Annotated in this window: 14 protein-coding genes; 6 read left to right on the top strand and 8 right to left on the bottom strand. The window is 71.3% G+C overall.

Features of this window, described 5'->3' with window-relative positions; genetic code table 11:
• Positions 1-20: 20 nt before the first annotated feature.
• Entirely contained in the window at positions 21-1163 is a 1143-nt protein-coding gene (locus SOM08_RS15625; RefSeq protein ID WP_322469276.1) for a DJ-1/PfpI family protein, read from the bottom strand.
• A 104-nt stretch (positions 1164-1267) separates the two neighbouring features.
• Here SOM08_RS15625 and SOM08_RS15620 point away from each other — a divergent pair, with 104 nt between their 5' ends.
• Entirely contained in the window at positions 1268-2311 is a 1044-nt protein-coding gene (locus SOM08_RS15620; protein WP_322469275.1) for an AraC family transcriptional regulator, read from the top strand.
• A gap of 14 nt (positions 2312-2325) precedes the next feature.
• Here the strand turns inward: SOM08_RS15620 and SOM08_RS15615 are convergent, their stop codons facing one another.
• Positions 2326-3078 carry a tyrosine-protein phosphatase gene (locus SOM08_RS15615; protein ID WP_322469274.1) on the bottom strand — a complete coding sequence of 251 codons (753 nt, stop codon included), beginning with the start codon at positions 3076-3078 and terminating at the stop codon, positions 2326-2328.
• Positions 3079-3323: 245 nt separating this feature from the next.
• On the opposite strand from SOM08_RS15615, the gene SOM08_RS15610 reads away from it, so the two are divergent.
• On the top strand, positions 3324-4124 hold the full coding sequence (locus SOM08_RS15610) for a phosphodiesterase (RefSeq protein ID WP_416187019.1): 801 nt from the start codon (positions 3324-3326) through the stop codon (positions 4122-4124).
• Between the two features lie 10 nt (positions 4125-4134).
• On the top strand, positions 4135-7398 hold the full coding sequence (locus SOM08_RS15605) for a PAS domain-containing protein (RefSeq protein WP_322469272.1): 3264 nt from the start codon (positions 4135-4137) through the stop codon (positions 7396-7398).
• Positions 7399-7401: 3 nt separating this feature from the next.
• Here the strand turns inward: SOM08_RS15605 and SOM08_RS15600 are convergent, their stop codons facing one another.
• On the bottom strand, positions 7402-8334 hold the full coding sequence (locus SOM08_RS15600; RefSeq protein ID WP_116960381.1) for an inositol monophosphatase family protein: 933 nt from the start codon (positions 8332-8334) through the stop codon (positions 7402-7404).
• Between the two features lie 127 nt (positions 8335-8461).
• Between SOM08_RS15600 and SOM08_RS15595 the strand changes: the two genes are divergently transcribed.
• The gene (locus SOM08_RS15595; RefSeq protein ID WP_322469271.1) at positions 8462-9196 is read left to right on the top strand and encodes an RNA methyltransferase; all 735 of its coding nucleotides are present in this window, start codon (positions 8462-8464) and stop codon (positions 9194-9196) included.
• 28 nt (positions 9197-9224) lie between these two features.
• Positions 9225-9998, top strand: a complete 774-nt coding sequence (gene cysE, locus SOM08_RS15590) for a serine O-acetyltransferase (protein ID WP_116960383.1) — start codon at positions 9225-9227, stop codon at positions 9996-9998.
• A gap of 95 nt (positions 9999-10093) precedes the next feature.
• Here the strand turns inward: cysE and SOM08_RS15585 are convergent, their stop codons facing one another.
• The 3 genes from SOM08_RS15585 to yjgA are packed head-to-tail and all read right to left on the bottom strand — an operon-like array spanning position 10094 to position 11825.
• A complete protein-coding gene (locus tag SOM08_RS15585) occupies positions 10094-10570 on the bottom strand; it encodes an FKBP-type peptidyl-prolyl cis-trans isomerase (RefSeq protein ID WP_070397617.1) in 477 nt (158 codons plus the stop codon).
• A 23-nt stretch (positions 10571-10593) separates the two neighbouring features.
• Positions 10594-11196, bottom strand: a complete 603-nt coding sequence (mog, locus tag SOM08_RS15580) for a molybdopterin adenylyltransferase (protein ID WP_116960384.1) — start codon at positions 11194-11196, stop codon at positions 10594-10596.
• Entirely contained in the window at positions 11193-11825 is a 633-nt protein-coding gene (gene yjgA / locus SOM08_RS15575; RefSeq protein ID WP_322469270.1) for a ribosome biogenesis factor YjgA, read from the bottom strand. The genes mog and yjgA overlap by 4 nt, the downstream gene beginning before the upstream one ends.
• Positions 11826-11893: 68 nt before the next feature.
• On the opposite strand from yjgA, the gene pmbA reads away from it, so the two are divergent.
• Positions 11894-13300 carry a metalloprotease PmbA gene (gene pmbA, locus SOM08_RS15570; protein ID WP_116960386.1) on the top strand — a complete coding sequence of 469 codons (1407 nt, stop codon included), beginning with the start codon at positions 11894-11896 and terminating at the stop codon, positions 13298-13300.
• A gap of 94 nt (positions 13301-13394) precedes the next feature.
• Here pmbA and SOM08_RS15565 read toward each other — a convergent pair whose 3' ends face one another.
• The gene (locus tag SOM08_RS15565; protein ID WP_116960387.1) at positions 13395-13841 is read right to left on the bottom strand and encodes a GatB/YqeY domain-containing protein; all 447 of its coding nucleotides are present in this window, start codon (positions 13839-13841) and stop codon (positions 13395-13397) included.
• Between the two features lie 117 nt (positions 13842-13958).
• Complete coding sequence (gene rpsU / locus SOM08_RS15560; protein ID WP_009520186.1) at positions 13959-14171, bottom strand: 30S ribosomal protein S21; 213 nt, start codon at positions 14169-14171, stop codon at positions 13959-13961.
• Positions 14172-14214: the final 43 nt, after the last annotated feature.

Genomic DNA, 14214 nt, shown 5'->3' with positions numbered 1-14214 from the left:
CGGTGGGGCGGCCAGCGCGCTCAGCGGGACGGCAGGAGCTCCAGCTGCATCGCCACCACCTCGGCCGTCTTCGCGCCGTAGCGGCCCTCGATGCGCGCAAGGGCATCGTTCAAGGCCTGCGCTGGGGGAGCGGCGGTGATGGCCGGCAGCAAGCGCTGCGCCGGCCAGTCTGCGCTCACCCGATCCGGACGGATGCGCAGGCCATGGCGGCTTTCGACGGGCCCTGGCGCGGGCGCGAACGCCACCGCCCGCGAGCGGTAGGTTCTCGACCAGGCGTCCGCCACCAAGGCCAGCGACACCTCGTCCACCCCGGGCACGAGCTCGATGCCCAGCGCTTCACGCTTCCAGAAGGCGAGGGTGTTGCCCATGACCGTGAGCGCAAACGGCCGGGTGAAGCGGAACGCCGCGCTGCGGTGGCGCGCGTCCCACTGCGCCAGGCCGAGGTCGCGCGCGGTGGCCTCGGCCTTGTCGCGGCCCGCGATGGCCTCGATCAGCGTCAGCGACATCGGCATGGAGGCCGAGATTCCCGTCGTGGTCGCCACGCCCTGGTCGACCACGAAGCGCCGGTCCGCCACGTAGCGGATCGACGGCGTTCGCTCGCGCAATTGGTCCAGGTAGTACCAGTGCGTCGTCGCCCGCTTGCCGTCGAGCAGGCCGGCCGCGCCGACCACCTTGGCGCCCGCGCACACGCCGATGACGATTGCGCCCTTGGCCGCCTGGGCGCGAATCCAGGCGAGCACCCTCGGGTCGTCGTCGCGGCTCATCGCGGGCACGATGACGTAGTCGGCGCCATCGGCGTGCCGTGCATCGAACTGCGCAAGCGTCGCGTCCGCCTCCACCGTCAGCGCGGGGTAGAGCCTCACCGGACCGGCCTCGGTGGCGAGCGCCACCACATCGGCCACGCCGGACCGCCGAAGAATGCCGTAGGGCATGAGGTAGTCGGTCGTCTCGGTCGCGTCGTTGAGACCGACGATGGCCACCAGGGGGCGCGGGCGCTTGGGTGGCGCCAGCGCCGCCAGCGTGGCCTGGGTCTGCGCCGAGGGGATCGGCGGGGCGGCCGCCGGGGCGGGCGGGGCTGGCAGGGATGCGATCCAGCCCCCGAAGGCCAGCAGGCCCAAGGTGCCGACAGCCAGCACGGCGCGCAGCAGTGTCCGGTGCTTCATGGCGCGCCGCCGCCACCGCGGCCTGGGGCCGGCCTGGCCACGAGCCCGCCGGCCGGCGTTGATAAGTAGAGTAGGGGTGTGAACATCTCGAGCTCCTGAATGCCATGAGCCTACGAACCTCCCACGCGACGGACAAGGACACAGAGGCCGCGATTCCTGCCAGGAACCTGGTGCTCGTCGTGTTCGATGGCGTCGAGGCGATCGACGTCGCCGGGCCGTCCAGCGTGTTCAGCAAAGCCGAGGCGCTGCGTCCCGGCAGCTACCGGCTGCAGATCGCATCGCCCTCGGGCCGCACGGTGCTGACCAATGCCGGCCTGCGCCTGGCCGACACCACGGGATTCGAGCGCTTGCGCATGCCGATCGACACGCTGATCGTCTGCGGCGGCGACGAGCCGGCGGTCCGTTCGGCCATTGCCGAACACCAGGTGGGCGCCTGGCTGGCGCGGCAGGCGCGGGGCGCGCGCCGCGTCGCCAGTGTCTGCAGCGGCGCGTTCGCGCTGGCCGCCGCCGGCCTGCTCGACGGCCGCGAGGCCACCACCCACTGGCGCGTCTGCGACCAGCTGCAGGCGCTGCGTCCCCAGGCGCGCGTGCTGCGCGAACGCATCTACGTGCGCGATGGGCCGGTGTGGACCTCGGCTGGCGTCACCACGGGCATTGAGCTGGCGCTGGCCTTGGTGGAGGACGATCTTGGCCACGCGGTGGCGATGGAGATCGCGCGCACGCTGGCGCTGCCCCTGCTGCGCGGCGCGCGCGAGCCGCAGCTCAGCCCGGCCTTGAAGGCGCAGTCGGCGGCCAGCCGGCGCCTGCGCGAGGTCGTGGCGTGGATCGGCACACACCTGCAGGAGGACTTGTCGGTGGAGGCGCTGGCTGACCGCTCGGGCATGAGCGCCCGCCACTTCGCGCGGGCGTTCGCGGCGGAGGTCGGTTGCACGCCGGCCCGCTTCGTGGTGCGGGCCCGCGTGGCCGCGGCGGCGCAACTGCTGGTGCAGACGCAATGGACCCAGGAACGCATCGCGAGCCGCAGCGGATTCCGGTCGGTGGACGCGTTGCAGCGGGCGTTTGCCCGCCAGCACGCCCTCACGCCGCAGGCCTATCGGCATGGCGCCTGGCGCGGCGCGAAACCGGTCGCGGGCGAGGGGCGCGGCTGAGTCCGCGTACCCCTTCAGGCCTCGGCCAGCAGCCGCTCGCGCAGCCGCTCGCGCGCCGCCCCGTCCAGCCCCACCGGCCCGGCCAGGTAGGCGTCCAGGCCGCCGAACTCCTCGTCGATGCAGCGCCAGGCCGTGTGCAGGAATTCGGGCTGCACCTGCCACAGCACCTCCAGCACCTCGGGCGGCGCGGGCTCTTCCACGCGTGTGTCGCGCCGGTACAGGCGGTTGGTGAGCAGGTAGTCGGCCATCACCTCGTCGCGGTGCACGCCCAGCGCGCCCAGCAGCAGCGCGGCGGCCATGCCGGTGCGGTCCTTGCCGGCGGTGCAGTGGAACACCAGTGGTGCCTCGCGTCCTGCGATGCGCGCGAGCAATTGGCCGAAGACGGCGCCGCGCAGGCGCACAAAGTCCTGATAGGTCTCCTGCATCAGCGCCACCGCCTCGGCCCGGCCGAGCGCCTGCCCCTGCTTCTGGCGCTCGCGCACGCGGCGCAGCACCGTGGGGTCGATGCTCAGGTGCTCGATGCTGATGCCCGGCAGGCGGTTGGGCAGGGCCCGGCATTCGGCGGGGCCGCGCAGATCCACGCAGTGCGACACGCCCAGCGCGTTCAGGCGCTGCAGGTCCTCGTCGCTCAGGCGGCCCAGGTGGTCGGAGCGGTACACCAGCGCGCGCCGCACGCGCCGCCCGCCGTCGCCGGCCAGGCCGCCGAGGTCGCGGAAGTTGGAGGCGCCGTGCAGCGCGATGGCGGTGTCGGGGCGGTCGGGGGTCATGGGGTTTCGTGGGGGGCGGGGGCTATTATGCGACGCCAAAGACTGCTTACCTGCCCAAGGGGGCGGGCGTGTCCAAGGCCCGATGGTTTCCACCTTCGGTGGAGCGCGGTCGGGCCGCCTCGGCCGTCCGCTTCCCCCGCAATAGGGGGACGCCTCGGGTTTCGGAGGCTTGCCGGGCGCCTGACGCCTGTGGATGATGCATGGATGCCCGGCACCCGCCCACCCACGAGCCCGCTGCTCTGCCCATGCTGATCGCCCAGGTGTCCGACCTGCACGTCTGCGCGCCGGGCCAACTGGCCAACGGCGTGGTCGACACCAACGCCATGGCGCGCGCCGGCCTGAGGGCCGTGGCGGCGTTGCAACCCCGGCCCGACGCGCTGCTGCTCTCCGGCGATCTGGTGGAAGCCGGCGGCGCCGCGTCCTACGCCCACCTGCTGGAGCTGCTTGCGCCCATCGACCTGCCCCTGTACCCCGTGGCCGGCAACCACGACGAGCGCGAGGCGCTGGCCGAGGCCTTCGGCGGCCGCGCCGGCCCGCACACCGCCCGCCTGCCAGGCTTCTGGCAGTACGCGGCCAGCCTGGGCCCGCTGCGCCTGCTGGTGCTCGATACCGTGGTGCCGCGCCAGGGCCACGGCGCCTTGTGCGCGCGCCGGCTCGACTGGCTCGACCAGCGCCTGGCCGAGGACGCGACACCCACCGTCGTTGCCATGCACCACCCGCCGTTCGCCACCGGCATCGGTCACATGGACGCCATGGGCCTGCTGGACGGCGCCGAGGCGCTGGAGGCCATCGTGCGGCGGCACGGCCAGGTGCAGGCCATCCTGTGCGGGCACCTGCACCGCGGCATCCAGGTGCGCTTCGGCGGCACGGTGGCCAGCGTCTGCCCCAGCACGGCGCACCAGATCGCGCTCAATTTGCTGCAGTCGTCGGCCGATGGATACGTCATGGAACCCCCCGCCTTTCAGCTCCACTTGTGGCACGGTGGCCGGCTCGTGAGCCACACCGTGCCGATCGGCGACTTCGGCGGCACGCAGCCCTTTGCCTGAGGCGCCCGCCATGGACGCCGATGCCCCGCTGCCGTACCAGGAGCTGTTCCAGCTCTCGCCCGTGGCCGCGTGTGTCACGCGCGTGAGCGACGGCCTGGTGATCGACGTCAACGCGGCCTGGGAGGCGCTGTCGGGCATCGCCCGCCGCGACGCGATCGGGCGCACCACGGTGGAGCTCGGCCACTGGAACGACGAGGCCGAGCGCACGGCCGCGCTGGCCCTGGTGCCGGGCACGCTGGCGCCGACGGTGGTGCGCTTCAAGGGCGGCGACCCGCACCTCGTGCGCATGCACGTGGTGCTGCTGCCCGTGACGGATGAACGGCCCGAGGCGCTGCTGCTGGTGCAGATCACCCAGGCCGACCGCGAGGTGCTGGCCGAGGCGGCGCGCGAGCAGACCGCCCAGGCCCTGCGCGCCACCAACCTGGAGCTGCAGCAGCGCGTGGAGCTGAACAGCGTGATGGAAAGCACCGCGCGCCTGGGCCACTGGACGAACGCCGAGGACGACGAAGAGGTTTTCTGGTCGCCGGGCCTGTTCGCCATCACCGGGCGGCCGCGCAGCCAGCGCCTGACCCGGGCCGAGGTGCGCGCCGGCATCCACCCGGACGACCGCGCCGCCTGGCTGGCCGCGCGCGAGCGCCGCGACGGCCGCGAGCTGGCCTTCCGCTGGCTGCACCCCGATGGCCAGGTGCGCTGGTTCCGCACGCGCATGGGGCAGACCCTGGTCAAGGGCAACCCGCAGACCGACTTCGGCGTGGTGCAGGACATCACCACCGAGCGCGCGGCCAGCGAACGGCTGGCCGATCAGCTGCGGTTGCTGCAGAACATCGCCGCGCGCGTGCCGGGCATCCTCTACCAGGCCCGCCTCACGCCCGACGGGCGCACCGCGCTCGGCTACATCAACGAGGCGGTGCGCGAGCTGTTCGACGAGGACGCCGCCGCGCTCATGCGCGAGCCGCGCAAGCTGTTCCAGGTGCTGCACCCCGAGGACCGGGCGCGCGTGATCGCCACGCTGGCCTACTCGGCGCAACACCTGCTGCCCTGGCGCGAAACCTACCGCGTGCTGCTGCCCACGCTGGGCCTGCGCTGGCTCAGCCTGGACAGCACGCCGCAGCGCGAGCCCGACGGCAGCGTGGTCTGGCACGGCCTGGCCACCGACGTGACCGAGGCGCGCCAGGAAGCGCTGCGCCGCGAACGCGTCAACCGCATGCTCTCGGCCATCACGCAGGCCCAGTCGGTGTTCATCGAGGCCGAGGACAAGCGCCGCGCCTTCGAGGGCCTGCTCGACGCCTTTCTTGGCGTCACCGGCAGCGGCTACGGCTTCCTGGGCGAGGTGCAGTACGACGAGCGGGACCGGCCCTACCTGCGCACCCACGCCCTGACCGACATTTCGTGGGACGAGGCTTCGCGCCTGGCCTTCGCGGCGCATGCGGATGCCGGCATGGAGTTCCGCAACCTGCACACCCTGTTCGGCCACGCGCTGCGCACCGGCGAAACCGTGATCGCCAACGACCCGGCCCACGACCCGCGCGCGGGCGGCATGCCCGCAGGGCACCCGAGCCTGAACGCCTTCCTGGGCATTCCGCTGGCCGTGGGCGACCGCCTGGTGGCCATGGTGGGCCTGGCCAACCAGCCCGGCGGCTACGGCGCCGACGACGTCGCCTTCCTTCAGCCCCTGCTGGGCGCGCTGCGCCAGCTCGTGCTGGCCTGGCGCCACCACGGGGAGCGCCTGCGCACCAGCGCCCAGCTGCAGGCCACCGGCGCCCTGCTGGCCGAGAAGAGTGCCGCGCTGCAGGTCACGCTGGACAGCATCACCCAGGGCCTGGTGAAGATCGACACCGAGGGCCGCGTGAGCGTCTACAACCGGCGCTTCCTGGAGCTGCTGGACCTGCCCGACGAGATGATGCGCGAGCGCCCGCTGCACGACGATGTGGTGGCCTACCAGGCCCGGCGCGGCGATTTCGGGCCCGAGTTCACCTGGGTCGAGCCGCGCGCGCGCAGCTACGTGGCGCTCGACCCGCGCGCCGACCTGCCCGAGCAGTACTGGCGCCGCACGCGCGAGGGGCGCACGCTGGAGATCCACACCTTCCGCTTTCCCGAAGGCGGCCTGGTGCGCACCTACGCCGACGTCACCTCCTACATCGAGGCCCAGGAGGCGCTGCGCGGCGAGCGCCAGCGCCTGGCCTGGGTGCTGGAGGCCACGCGGCCCGGCATCTGGGAAACCAACCTGGCCGACGGCAGCATGAGCATCAACGACCGCTGGGCCGAGATGCTGGGCTACACGCGCGCCGAGCTCGAGCCCGTGAACCACGCGACCTGGTCATCGCGCGTGCACCCCGAGGACCTGCCGCGCGCCATCGAGGCGCGCGAGCGCCACACCTCGGGGGTCTTGCCGTACTACGAATGCGACCTGCGCCTGCGCCACAAGGACGGCCACTGGGTCTGGGTGAACTCGCGCGGGCGCGTGCACCAGCGCGACGCCGAGGACCGCGCGCTCTACATGTCGGGCACGCACCTGGACATCAGCGAGCGCGTGGCCGCGCAGGAGCAGATCCGCGCCCTCAACGCCGGCCTGGAGCAACGCGTGCGCGAGCGCACCGCCGAACTGGAGCGCTCCATGCGCGACATGGAGGCCATTTCGTACTCCATCGCGCACGACCTGCGCGCGCCGCTGCGTTCGGTGAACGGCTTCGCGCAGATCCTGGCCGAGGAGGAGTCGCAGCGACTGAGCGAGAGCGGGCGCGAGATGTTCCTGCGCATTTCGCGCTCGGCGCGCAACATGGGGCAGATGATCACCGACATGCTGGAGCTGTTGCGCGTGGTGCAGGTGGAGCTGGAGCCCCGGCCGGTGGACATGACCGCGCTGGCGCACGCCGTGGCCGAGTCGCTGGGGCCGCAGGTGCCGCAACTGCGCATCGAGGTGGGCGAGCTGCCCGAGGCCCTGGGGGATGCCACGCTCCTGCGCCAGGTGCTGAGCAACCTGGTGGACAACGCCATGAAGTACTCGCGCCAGCAAGCCGAGCCGCGGGTGTGGCTGGGCCATGACCCCGCCCTGCACGCCTACTTCGTGCGCGACAACGGCATGGGCTTCGACATGGCGCGCGCGGCCAAGCTGTTCGGCCTGTTCCAGCGCCTGCACGCCAACAGCGAGGTGCCGGGCATGGGGGTCGGGCTGGCCATCGTCCAGCGCATCGTCGAGCGGCACGGCGGCCGCGTCTGGGCCGAGTCGGCGCCGGGGCAGGGCGCCACCTTCTGGTTCAGCCTGCCCAGGGCCTGAGGCTTACTCGCGCTCGGCCGGGTCCTCGGTGTCCGGCGCCACGTCCGCCTCGGCCGCGGCGGGCTTGCCCACCGTCTTGCGCGCCGCCGCACGGGCCTGGCGCACCGCGGCCTTGTCGCCCGCGCTGGCGAACTTGCTGTACTTGCCCGTCAGGGTCACCAGCTGGCCGTAGATGCGGGGGTTGGCCGCCAGGCATTCCTTCTGTTCCAGGAAGTCCGGCTCGCCGGTGAAGTTGCCGATCAGGCCGCCGGCCTCGGTCACCAGCAGCGCGCCTGCCGCCACGTCCCAGGGCGACAGGCCCATCTCGAAGAAGCCATCGGAAAAGCCGGCGGCCACGTAGGCCAGGTCCAGCGCGGCCGAACCCGGGCGGCGCACGCCGGCCGCCTTGGGCATGACCTCGCCCAGCATCTGCATGTAGGTCTGGAAGGCGTCGCCCGGGCGGAACGGGAAGCCCGTGGACAGCAGGCAGTCGCGCAGCGAGGTGCGCTTGGCCACGCGGATGCGGCGCTCGTTCAGGTAGGCGCCGCGCCCGCGCGTGGCGCAGAACAGGTCGTTTCGGGTGGGGTCGTACACCACGGCCTGCTCGATGCGGTTGCCCACCATGAGCGCGATGCTCACGCAGTAGACCGGAAAGCCGTGGATGAAGTTGGTGGTGCCGTCCAGCGGATCGATGATCCACACATGGTCCTTCTCGCGGCCCTTGCCGGGCTGCTGGCCCGACTCCTCGGCCCAGATCCCGTGGCCGGGGTAGGCGGTTTTCAGGGTCTCGATGATCGCGGCTTCGGCCGCGTGGTCGATCTCGGTGACGAAATCGTTGGTCTGCTTGGCCGTCACCCGCACGGCTTCGACGTCGAGCGCGGCGCGGTTGATGATGGCGCCGGCGGCGCGCGCGGCCTTGATGGCCACGTTGAGCATGGGGTGGTAGCTGGACGACATGGATTGTGACCTTCGCGCCTCGGCGCAACGGTGAAGAGCAGGGGGTGGGGGCGCGCCGGGCCCGGCGATGCGGGCGGCGACAATGGCGGGCGATTTTACTAGGCCGGCGCACAACGCCGTTCCCCGCATGAAAACCCGCTTCGTCTTGATCGAAACCAGCCACGCCGGCAACGTCGGCGGCGCCGCGCGCGCCCTCAAGGTCATGGGCTTCGACGAATTGGTGCTGGTGCGCCCGCGCTGGCCCAACGTGCTGCGCAAGGAGGAGACGATCCAGCGCGCCAGCGGCGCCACCGACGTGCTGGCCAAGACGCGCGTGGTGGACAGCTTGGACGAGGCCCTGGACGGCATCACCCATCTGTGCGCCACCGCCATGACGCCGCGCGACTTCGGCCCGCCCACGCGGGCCCCGCGCGAACACTTCGCCACCCTGCTGGCCGAGACCGCGCCGCCGTCCGGCGTGGCCTTCCTGTTCGGCAGCGAGCGCTTCGGCATGGCCAACGAGGACGTCTACCGCTGCCACGCGGCCCTGTCCATTCCCACCGCGCCGGGCTATGGCTCGCTTAACCTGGCGGCCGCGGTGCAGCTCATCGCCTACGACTGGCGCCAGGCCCTGGGGGGCTTCGCGGTCGACTCGCCCGTGGCCGCGCGCCCGGGGGCCGACGCGGCGGCCGTGGCTGGCATGCTCGAGCACCTGCAGCAGGCCCTGGTGGCGGTGGACTTCCTGGACCCGGCCGCGCCCAAGAAGCTGATGCCGCGCCTGCAACAACTCTTCAACCGCGCGCAACCCACCGACGAAGAAGTCCACATTCTTCGCGGTGTTGCCCGCGCCATGCTGCAGACCGCCGAGCGCGCGAAACGCTAGACTGCACGGCCCTGTTACAGCCCGTCTCATGTTCGACCGCCTCCGCTCCGACGTCCAATGCATCCTTGAGCGCGACCCGGCCGCGCGCAGCGCCTTCGAGGTGCTGACGTGTTACCCGGGCCTGCACGCCGTGGTGCTGCACCGCCTGGCGCATGGCTGCTGGAACCGTGGCTTCAAGTGGCTGGGGCGCTTCATCTCGCACCTGGGCCGCTTCTTCACCGGCATCGAAATCCACCCGGGCGCGAAGATCGGCGAGCGGGTGTTCTTCGACCACGCCATGGGCACGGTCGTGGGCGAGACGGCCGAGATCGGCGACGGCTGCACCATCTACCAGGGCGTCACCCTGGGTGGCACCTCGCTCTACAAGGGCACCAAGCGACACCCCACGCTGGGCCGCGACGTGGTCGTGAGTGCGGGCGCCAAGGTGCTGGGCGGCTTCGAGGTGGGCGACGGCGCCAAGATCGGCAGCAACGCGGTGGTGATCAAGCCCGTGCCCGCGGGTGCCACGGCCGTGGGCATTCCGGCCCGCATCATCCCCAGCAAGAAGGGCGAGAGCGCCGACGTGACCGAAGACGCCAAGCCCAAGTTCTCGGCCTACGGCATCACGCAGGAAGACGACCCGCTGTCACAGGCCATGCGCAGCCTGATCGACAGCACCGCCAGCCAGGAACACCAGATCGCGCTGCTGTGGCAGGCCATCGAGAAACTGGCCGAGGCGCGCGAGCGCGATTGCGTGCCCCAGGACGCCCAGCGCGAAGAGCACTTCCAGGCCGACAAGCTCAACCAGCTGGTGGGCAAGTGAAATCCTGACCCAGCGGTGCCGCGGCACCGGCTTTGCCGGGGCGCAGGCGCCGTCCCCCCGCGGGGCCGCCGGCCGTCAGGCCGGCGAAGGGCGGGTCAGTGGTGGTGACCGTGCGCGCCGTGCGCGTGGCCGTGCTGGATTTCCTCCGGCGAGGCTGCGCGCACGTCCAGCACCTTCAGAGTGATGGTCAGGTCTTCGCCCGCGAGCGGGTGGTTGCCGTCGAGGTGCACGGTGTCGCCCTTGATCTTCTTCACGGTGAAGAGGTGGCGGCGACCCTGCTCGTCGGAGCCTTCCAGCTGGCCGCCGACCTTGATGCCGGGCGGGAACTGCGTCTTCGGGATGCTGGTGACCAGGGACTCGTCGCGTTCGCCGAAGGCCAGCGAAGGCTGCAGGGTGACGGTGGTGCCGAAGCCCTTCTCCTGCCCCTCCAGCGCCACCTCGATGCCGTGCAGCGTGTTGCCGTAGCCGCCGTGCAGGTAGGCGCGCGCGGTCTTGCCTTCGTCCAGCACCTTGCCCTGGGCGTTCTGGATGCGCGCGGTGACGGTGACGACGGTGTCTTTTTCGATTTTCATGGCGGGTTCCTCGGGTGGTGGCTTCAGCGGGTGGGGCGTGCCGCGTTCTTCGGGCGCCAGGCCTTGATCACTTCGTCGTGCGTTTCGATGTAGGGACCGCCGATGAGGTCGATGCAATAGGGCACGGCCGAGAAGATGCCGTTGACGCGCACCGAGCCGTCGGCGTTCTTCGCGCCTTCCAGTGTTTCGGCGATGGCCTTGGGCTGGCCGGGCAGATTGATGATCAGCGTTTCGTCGCGGATCACCGCCACCTGGCGCGAGAGGATGGCCGTGGGCACGAAGGCCAGGCTCACCTGGCGCATCTGTTCGCCGAAACCCGGCATTTCCTTGTGCGCCACGGCCAGCGTGGCCTCGGGCGTCACGTCGCGCTTGGCCGGGCCGGTGCCGCCGGTGGTGAGCACCAGCGCGCAGCCCAGGTCCACCAGCTCGATGAGCGTCTCGCTGATGCGCGCCTGTTCGTCGGGGATGAGGCGGGCCTCGAAGGTGATGGGATTCTTCAGCGCGCGCGTCAGCCAGTCCTGCAGCGCGGGCAGGCCCTGGTCCTGGTAGACGCCGCTGCTGGCGCGGTCGCTGATGGAGACGATGCCGATGCGCACCGGGTCGTGCGCGGGAGAGGGTTCGCTCATGCTGGGTCGCCGGGTTCGTCGCCTTCGCCGCGCGCCAGCGCGGCCTTGACGTGTTGGAAGATTTCTCGGTAGGCCTTGCCGTGGCGTGGCGCCTCGCCGGGCCGTTCCTTCAAGGCCTGCGCGTCCTTGCGGGCCTGACGGATGAGGGTGCGCAGCTGCTGCACGTCGGCCCCGGCGTCCTGGGCCAGCCAGTCGGAGAGGGCGCCGTCGTCGGCGATCAGGCGGTCGCGCCACTGTTCGGCCTGGTGCAGCTGCAACGTGGCCTCGGCGGAGGGCCGCTGCTGCTCCTCGATGGCGGCCTCGATGGCGGCGATGGTCTCGTCGGGCAGCTTGCGCATGAGCTTGCCGATGTACTGCATCTGCCGGCGTCGGCCCTCGAAGTTGGTGATGCGCCGTGCCTCGGCCAGCGAATCGACCAGGCGGTCGTCCAGGCCCAGGCGATTGAACAGGTCGCCGCGCAGCGTGAGCAGCTGCTCGCCCAGGTTCTGCAGGCGATCGCTGAGCTTCTTCAGGTCGGTCTTGCTCAGCTCGCCGCCCTTGGCGTCGCGCTTGAGCTCCTGGTCGAGCTCGCTGCCCTCGGCAACGAAGTGGCCGCGAACGAAATAGCCTCGGGTGGGTTTGCGCGACATGGGGAAGGGATGGGGCTTGTGCGGGGCGGCGGACGCCTCGCAAAGGGGCCCGTATCATAGCGGCCGCCATGTCCAAGACCGCCTCGAACACCCCCTTGCCCGGATTCCAGTACAGCCGCCACCAGTTCGAGGAACTGGTCGATCTGGCCCTGGGCCACGCCAAATCCCTGGGCGCGGCCGACGCCGCGGCCGAAGTCTCCGAGGGCGCTGGCCTGAGCGTGTCGGTGCGCAAGGGCGAGCTGGAAAACGTCGAACGCAACCGCGACAAGTCCCTGGGCGTCACGGTTTACCTGGGCCGCCGCCGCGGCAACGCCAGCACCTCCGACTTCTCCGCCGCCGCCGTGCGCCAGACCGTGCAGGCCGCCTACGACATCGCCCGCTTCACCGCCGAAGACCCCGTGGCGGGCCTGCCCGACGCGCAGGACGTGGCCTCGCAGGCCGACCGCGCGCGCGACCTGGACCTCTTCCATCCCTGGGCCATCACCTCGGAGCAGGCGGCCGAGCTGGCCCTGGCCTGCGAGGCCGCGGCCTTTGCCACCAGCAAGAAAATCACCAACAGCGAAGGCGCCAGCGTCTCGGCGCAGCAGTCGCACTTCTTCGGCGCGCACCTGCGCGGCGGCGAGCGCGGCGGCGACGGCACCTTCAGCGGCGGTTACGCCAGCTCGCGCCACAGCCTGTCGGTGGCGCCCATCGCCGGCAAGGGCGCGCAGATGCAGCGCGACTACTGGTACAGCTCCATGCGCGCGCCGCAGGACCTGGCCACGCCCGAGGCCGTGGGCCGCTACGCCGCCGAGCGCGCGCTCTCCCGACTGCGCGCGCGAAAGATCGCCACCACCGAGTGCCCGGTGCTGTTCGAATCGCCCCTGGCCGCCGGCCTGCTGGGCGCCTACGTGCAGGCCACCAGCGGCGGCGCGCTGTACCGCAAGACCAGCTTCCTGGCCGACAGCCTGGGCAAGCCGGCCATGGCCGCTCACCTGGACATCGACGAGGACCCCTTCGTGCGCGGCGGCAAGGGCAGCTCGCCGTTCGACGACGAGGGCGTGCGCACCGCGCCGCGCCGCGTGGTGGAGGGCGGCGTGGTGCAGGGCTACTTCCTGTCCACCTACTCGGCTCGCAAGCTGGGCATGCGCACCACCGGCAACGCGGGCGGGTCGCACAACCTCACGCTGACCAGCCGTCGCACGAAGGCGGGCGACGACCTCGACGCCATGCTCAGGAAGCTGGGCCGTGGCCTGTTCGTCACCGAACTCATGGGCCAGGGCGTCAACCCGGTCACGGGCGACTACTCGCGCGGCGCCGCGGGCTACTGGGTCGAGGACGGCGTTATCGCCTACCCGGTGCAGGAGATCACCATCGCCGGCAACCTCAAGGACATGCTCATGGGCGTGGAGGCCGTGGGCGCGGACGCCTACAACTACGGCGCCAAGACGGTGGGATCGGTGCTGGTGAACCGCATGAAGGTCGCCGGCAGTTGACGCTTCCTGGCGGGTGTCGGCCCGCCGCCCACCCACGCCCTGTTCTCGGCGGCCATCGCCTGGCCGTTCCTGGCCGAATCCTGGCGGGCGGCGGTCAACCCGCCAGCGCCGCCTTCACCGCCGCCGAGACCTGTCCCATGTCGGCCTTGCCCGCCAGGCGCGTTTTCACCGCGCCCATGACCTTGCCCATGTCGCCCGGTCCCTTGGCGCCCAGTTCCGCCACGATGGCCTTCACCTCGGCCGCCACGGCCTCGGCCGACAGGCGCTCGGGCAGGTAGGCCTGCAGCACGGTCAGCTCGGCGGCTTCCTTGGCCGCCAGGTCGGGGCGATGGCCCTGTTCGAAGGCGGCGATGGAGTCCTTGCGCTGCTTGACCATCTTGTCGATCACGCCCACCACGGCGGCGTCGTCGAGTTCAATGCGCTCGTCCACCTCCTTCTGCTTGATCGCCGCCGTCAGCAGGCGGATGGTGGCCAGGCGCTCGGTTTCCTTGGCGCGCATGGCGGCTTTCATGTCGTCGGTGATGCGGGCTTTGAGGCTCATGGTGTCGCTCCGGTGGCGCTGCGGGCAGGCGCGGCGCAGGAAAGAGGGAAGGGAAAACGAAAAAGCCCGCTCTAGCGTCCTGGAGCGGGCTTTCGGTGCCGGACGGACCGGCTTCGTTCAGTACAGCTTCTTGGGCAGCTGCATGGAACGAACGCGCTTGAAGTGGCGCTTGACCGCGGCGGCTTTCTTGCGCTTGCGCTCGGCGGTGGGCTTCTCGTAGAACTCGCGGGCGCGGAGGTCGGTCAGCAGGCCGAGTTTTTCAATGGTGCGCTTGAAGCGACGCAGAGCCACGTCGAAGGGCTCGTTGTCTTTGACACGGATGGTGGTCATGTATCGATCGATTCCTGAATGTGCGGCCAGAGGATGGCGGGGA

Source organism: Hydrogenophaga sp. SNF1 (assembly GCF_034421675.1).
GTDB classification, from domain to species: domain Bacteria; phylum Pseudomonadota; class Gammaproteobacteria; order Burkholderiales; family Burkholderiaceae_C; genus Hydrogenophaga; species Hydrogenophaga borbori.
Note: the sequence above shows the minus strand (reverse complement) of the source record. Positions and strands in the feature narration are given on the sequence as shown.

Coding starts and splice junctions, on each gene's coding strand:
- SOM08_RS15625 (WP_322469276.1), bottom strand. CDS start 1,163: ATGAAGCACCGGACACTGCTGCGCGCCGTGCTGGCTGTCGGCACCTTG.
- SOM08_RS15620 (WP_322469275.1), top strand. CDS start 1,268: ATGAGCCTACGAACCTCCCACGCGACGGACAAGGACACAGAGGCCGCG.
- SOM08_RS15615 (WP_322469274.1), bottom strand. CDS start 3,078: ATGACCCCCGACCGCCCCGACACCGCCATCGCGCTGCACGGCGCCTCC.
- SOM08_RS15610 (WP_416187019.1), top strand. CDS start 3,324: ATGCTGATCGCCCAGGTGTCCGACCTGCACGTCTGCGCGCCGGGCCAA.
- SOM08_RS15605 (WP_322469272.1), top strand. CDS start 4,135: ATGGACGCCGATGCCCCGCTGCCGTACCAGGAGCTGTTCCAGCTCTCG.
- SOM08_RS15600 (WP_116960381.1), bottom strand. CDS start 8,334: ATGTCGTCCAGCTACCACCCCATGCTCAACGTGGCCATCAAGGCCGCG.
- SOM08_RS15595 (WP_322469271.1), top strand. CDS start 8,462: ATGAAAACCCGCTTCGTCTTGATCGAAACCAGCCACGCCGGCAACGTC.
- cysE (WP_116960383.1), top strand. CDS start 9,225: ATGTTCGACCGCCTCCGCTCCGACGTCCAATGCATCCTTGAGCGCGAC.
- SOM08_RS15585 (WP_070397617.1), bottom strand. CDS start 10,570: ATGAAAATCGAAAAAGACACCGTCGTCACCGTCACCGCGCGCATCCAG.
- mog (WP_116960384.1), bottom strand. CDS start 11,196: ATGAGCGAACCCTCTCCCGCGCACGACCCGGTGCGCATCGGCATCGTC.
- yjgA (WP_322469270.1), bottom strand. CDS start 11,825: ATGTCGCGCAAACCCACCCGAGGCTATTTCGTTCGCGGCCACTTCGTT.
- pmbA (WP_116960386.1), top strand. CDS start 11,894: ATGTCCAAGACCGCCTCGAACACCCCCTTGCCCGGATTCCAGTACAGC.
- SOM08_RS15565 (WP_116960387.1), bottom strand. CDS start 13,841: ATGAGCCTCAAAGCCCGCATCACCGACGACATGAAAGCCGCCATGCGC.
- rpsU (WP_009520186.1), bottom strand. CDS start 14,171: ATGACCACCATCCGTGTCAAAGACAACGAGCCCTTCGACGTGGCTCTG.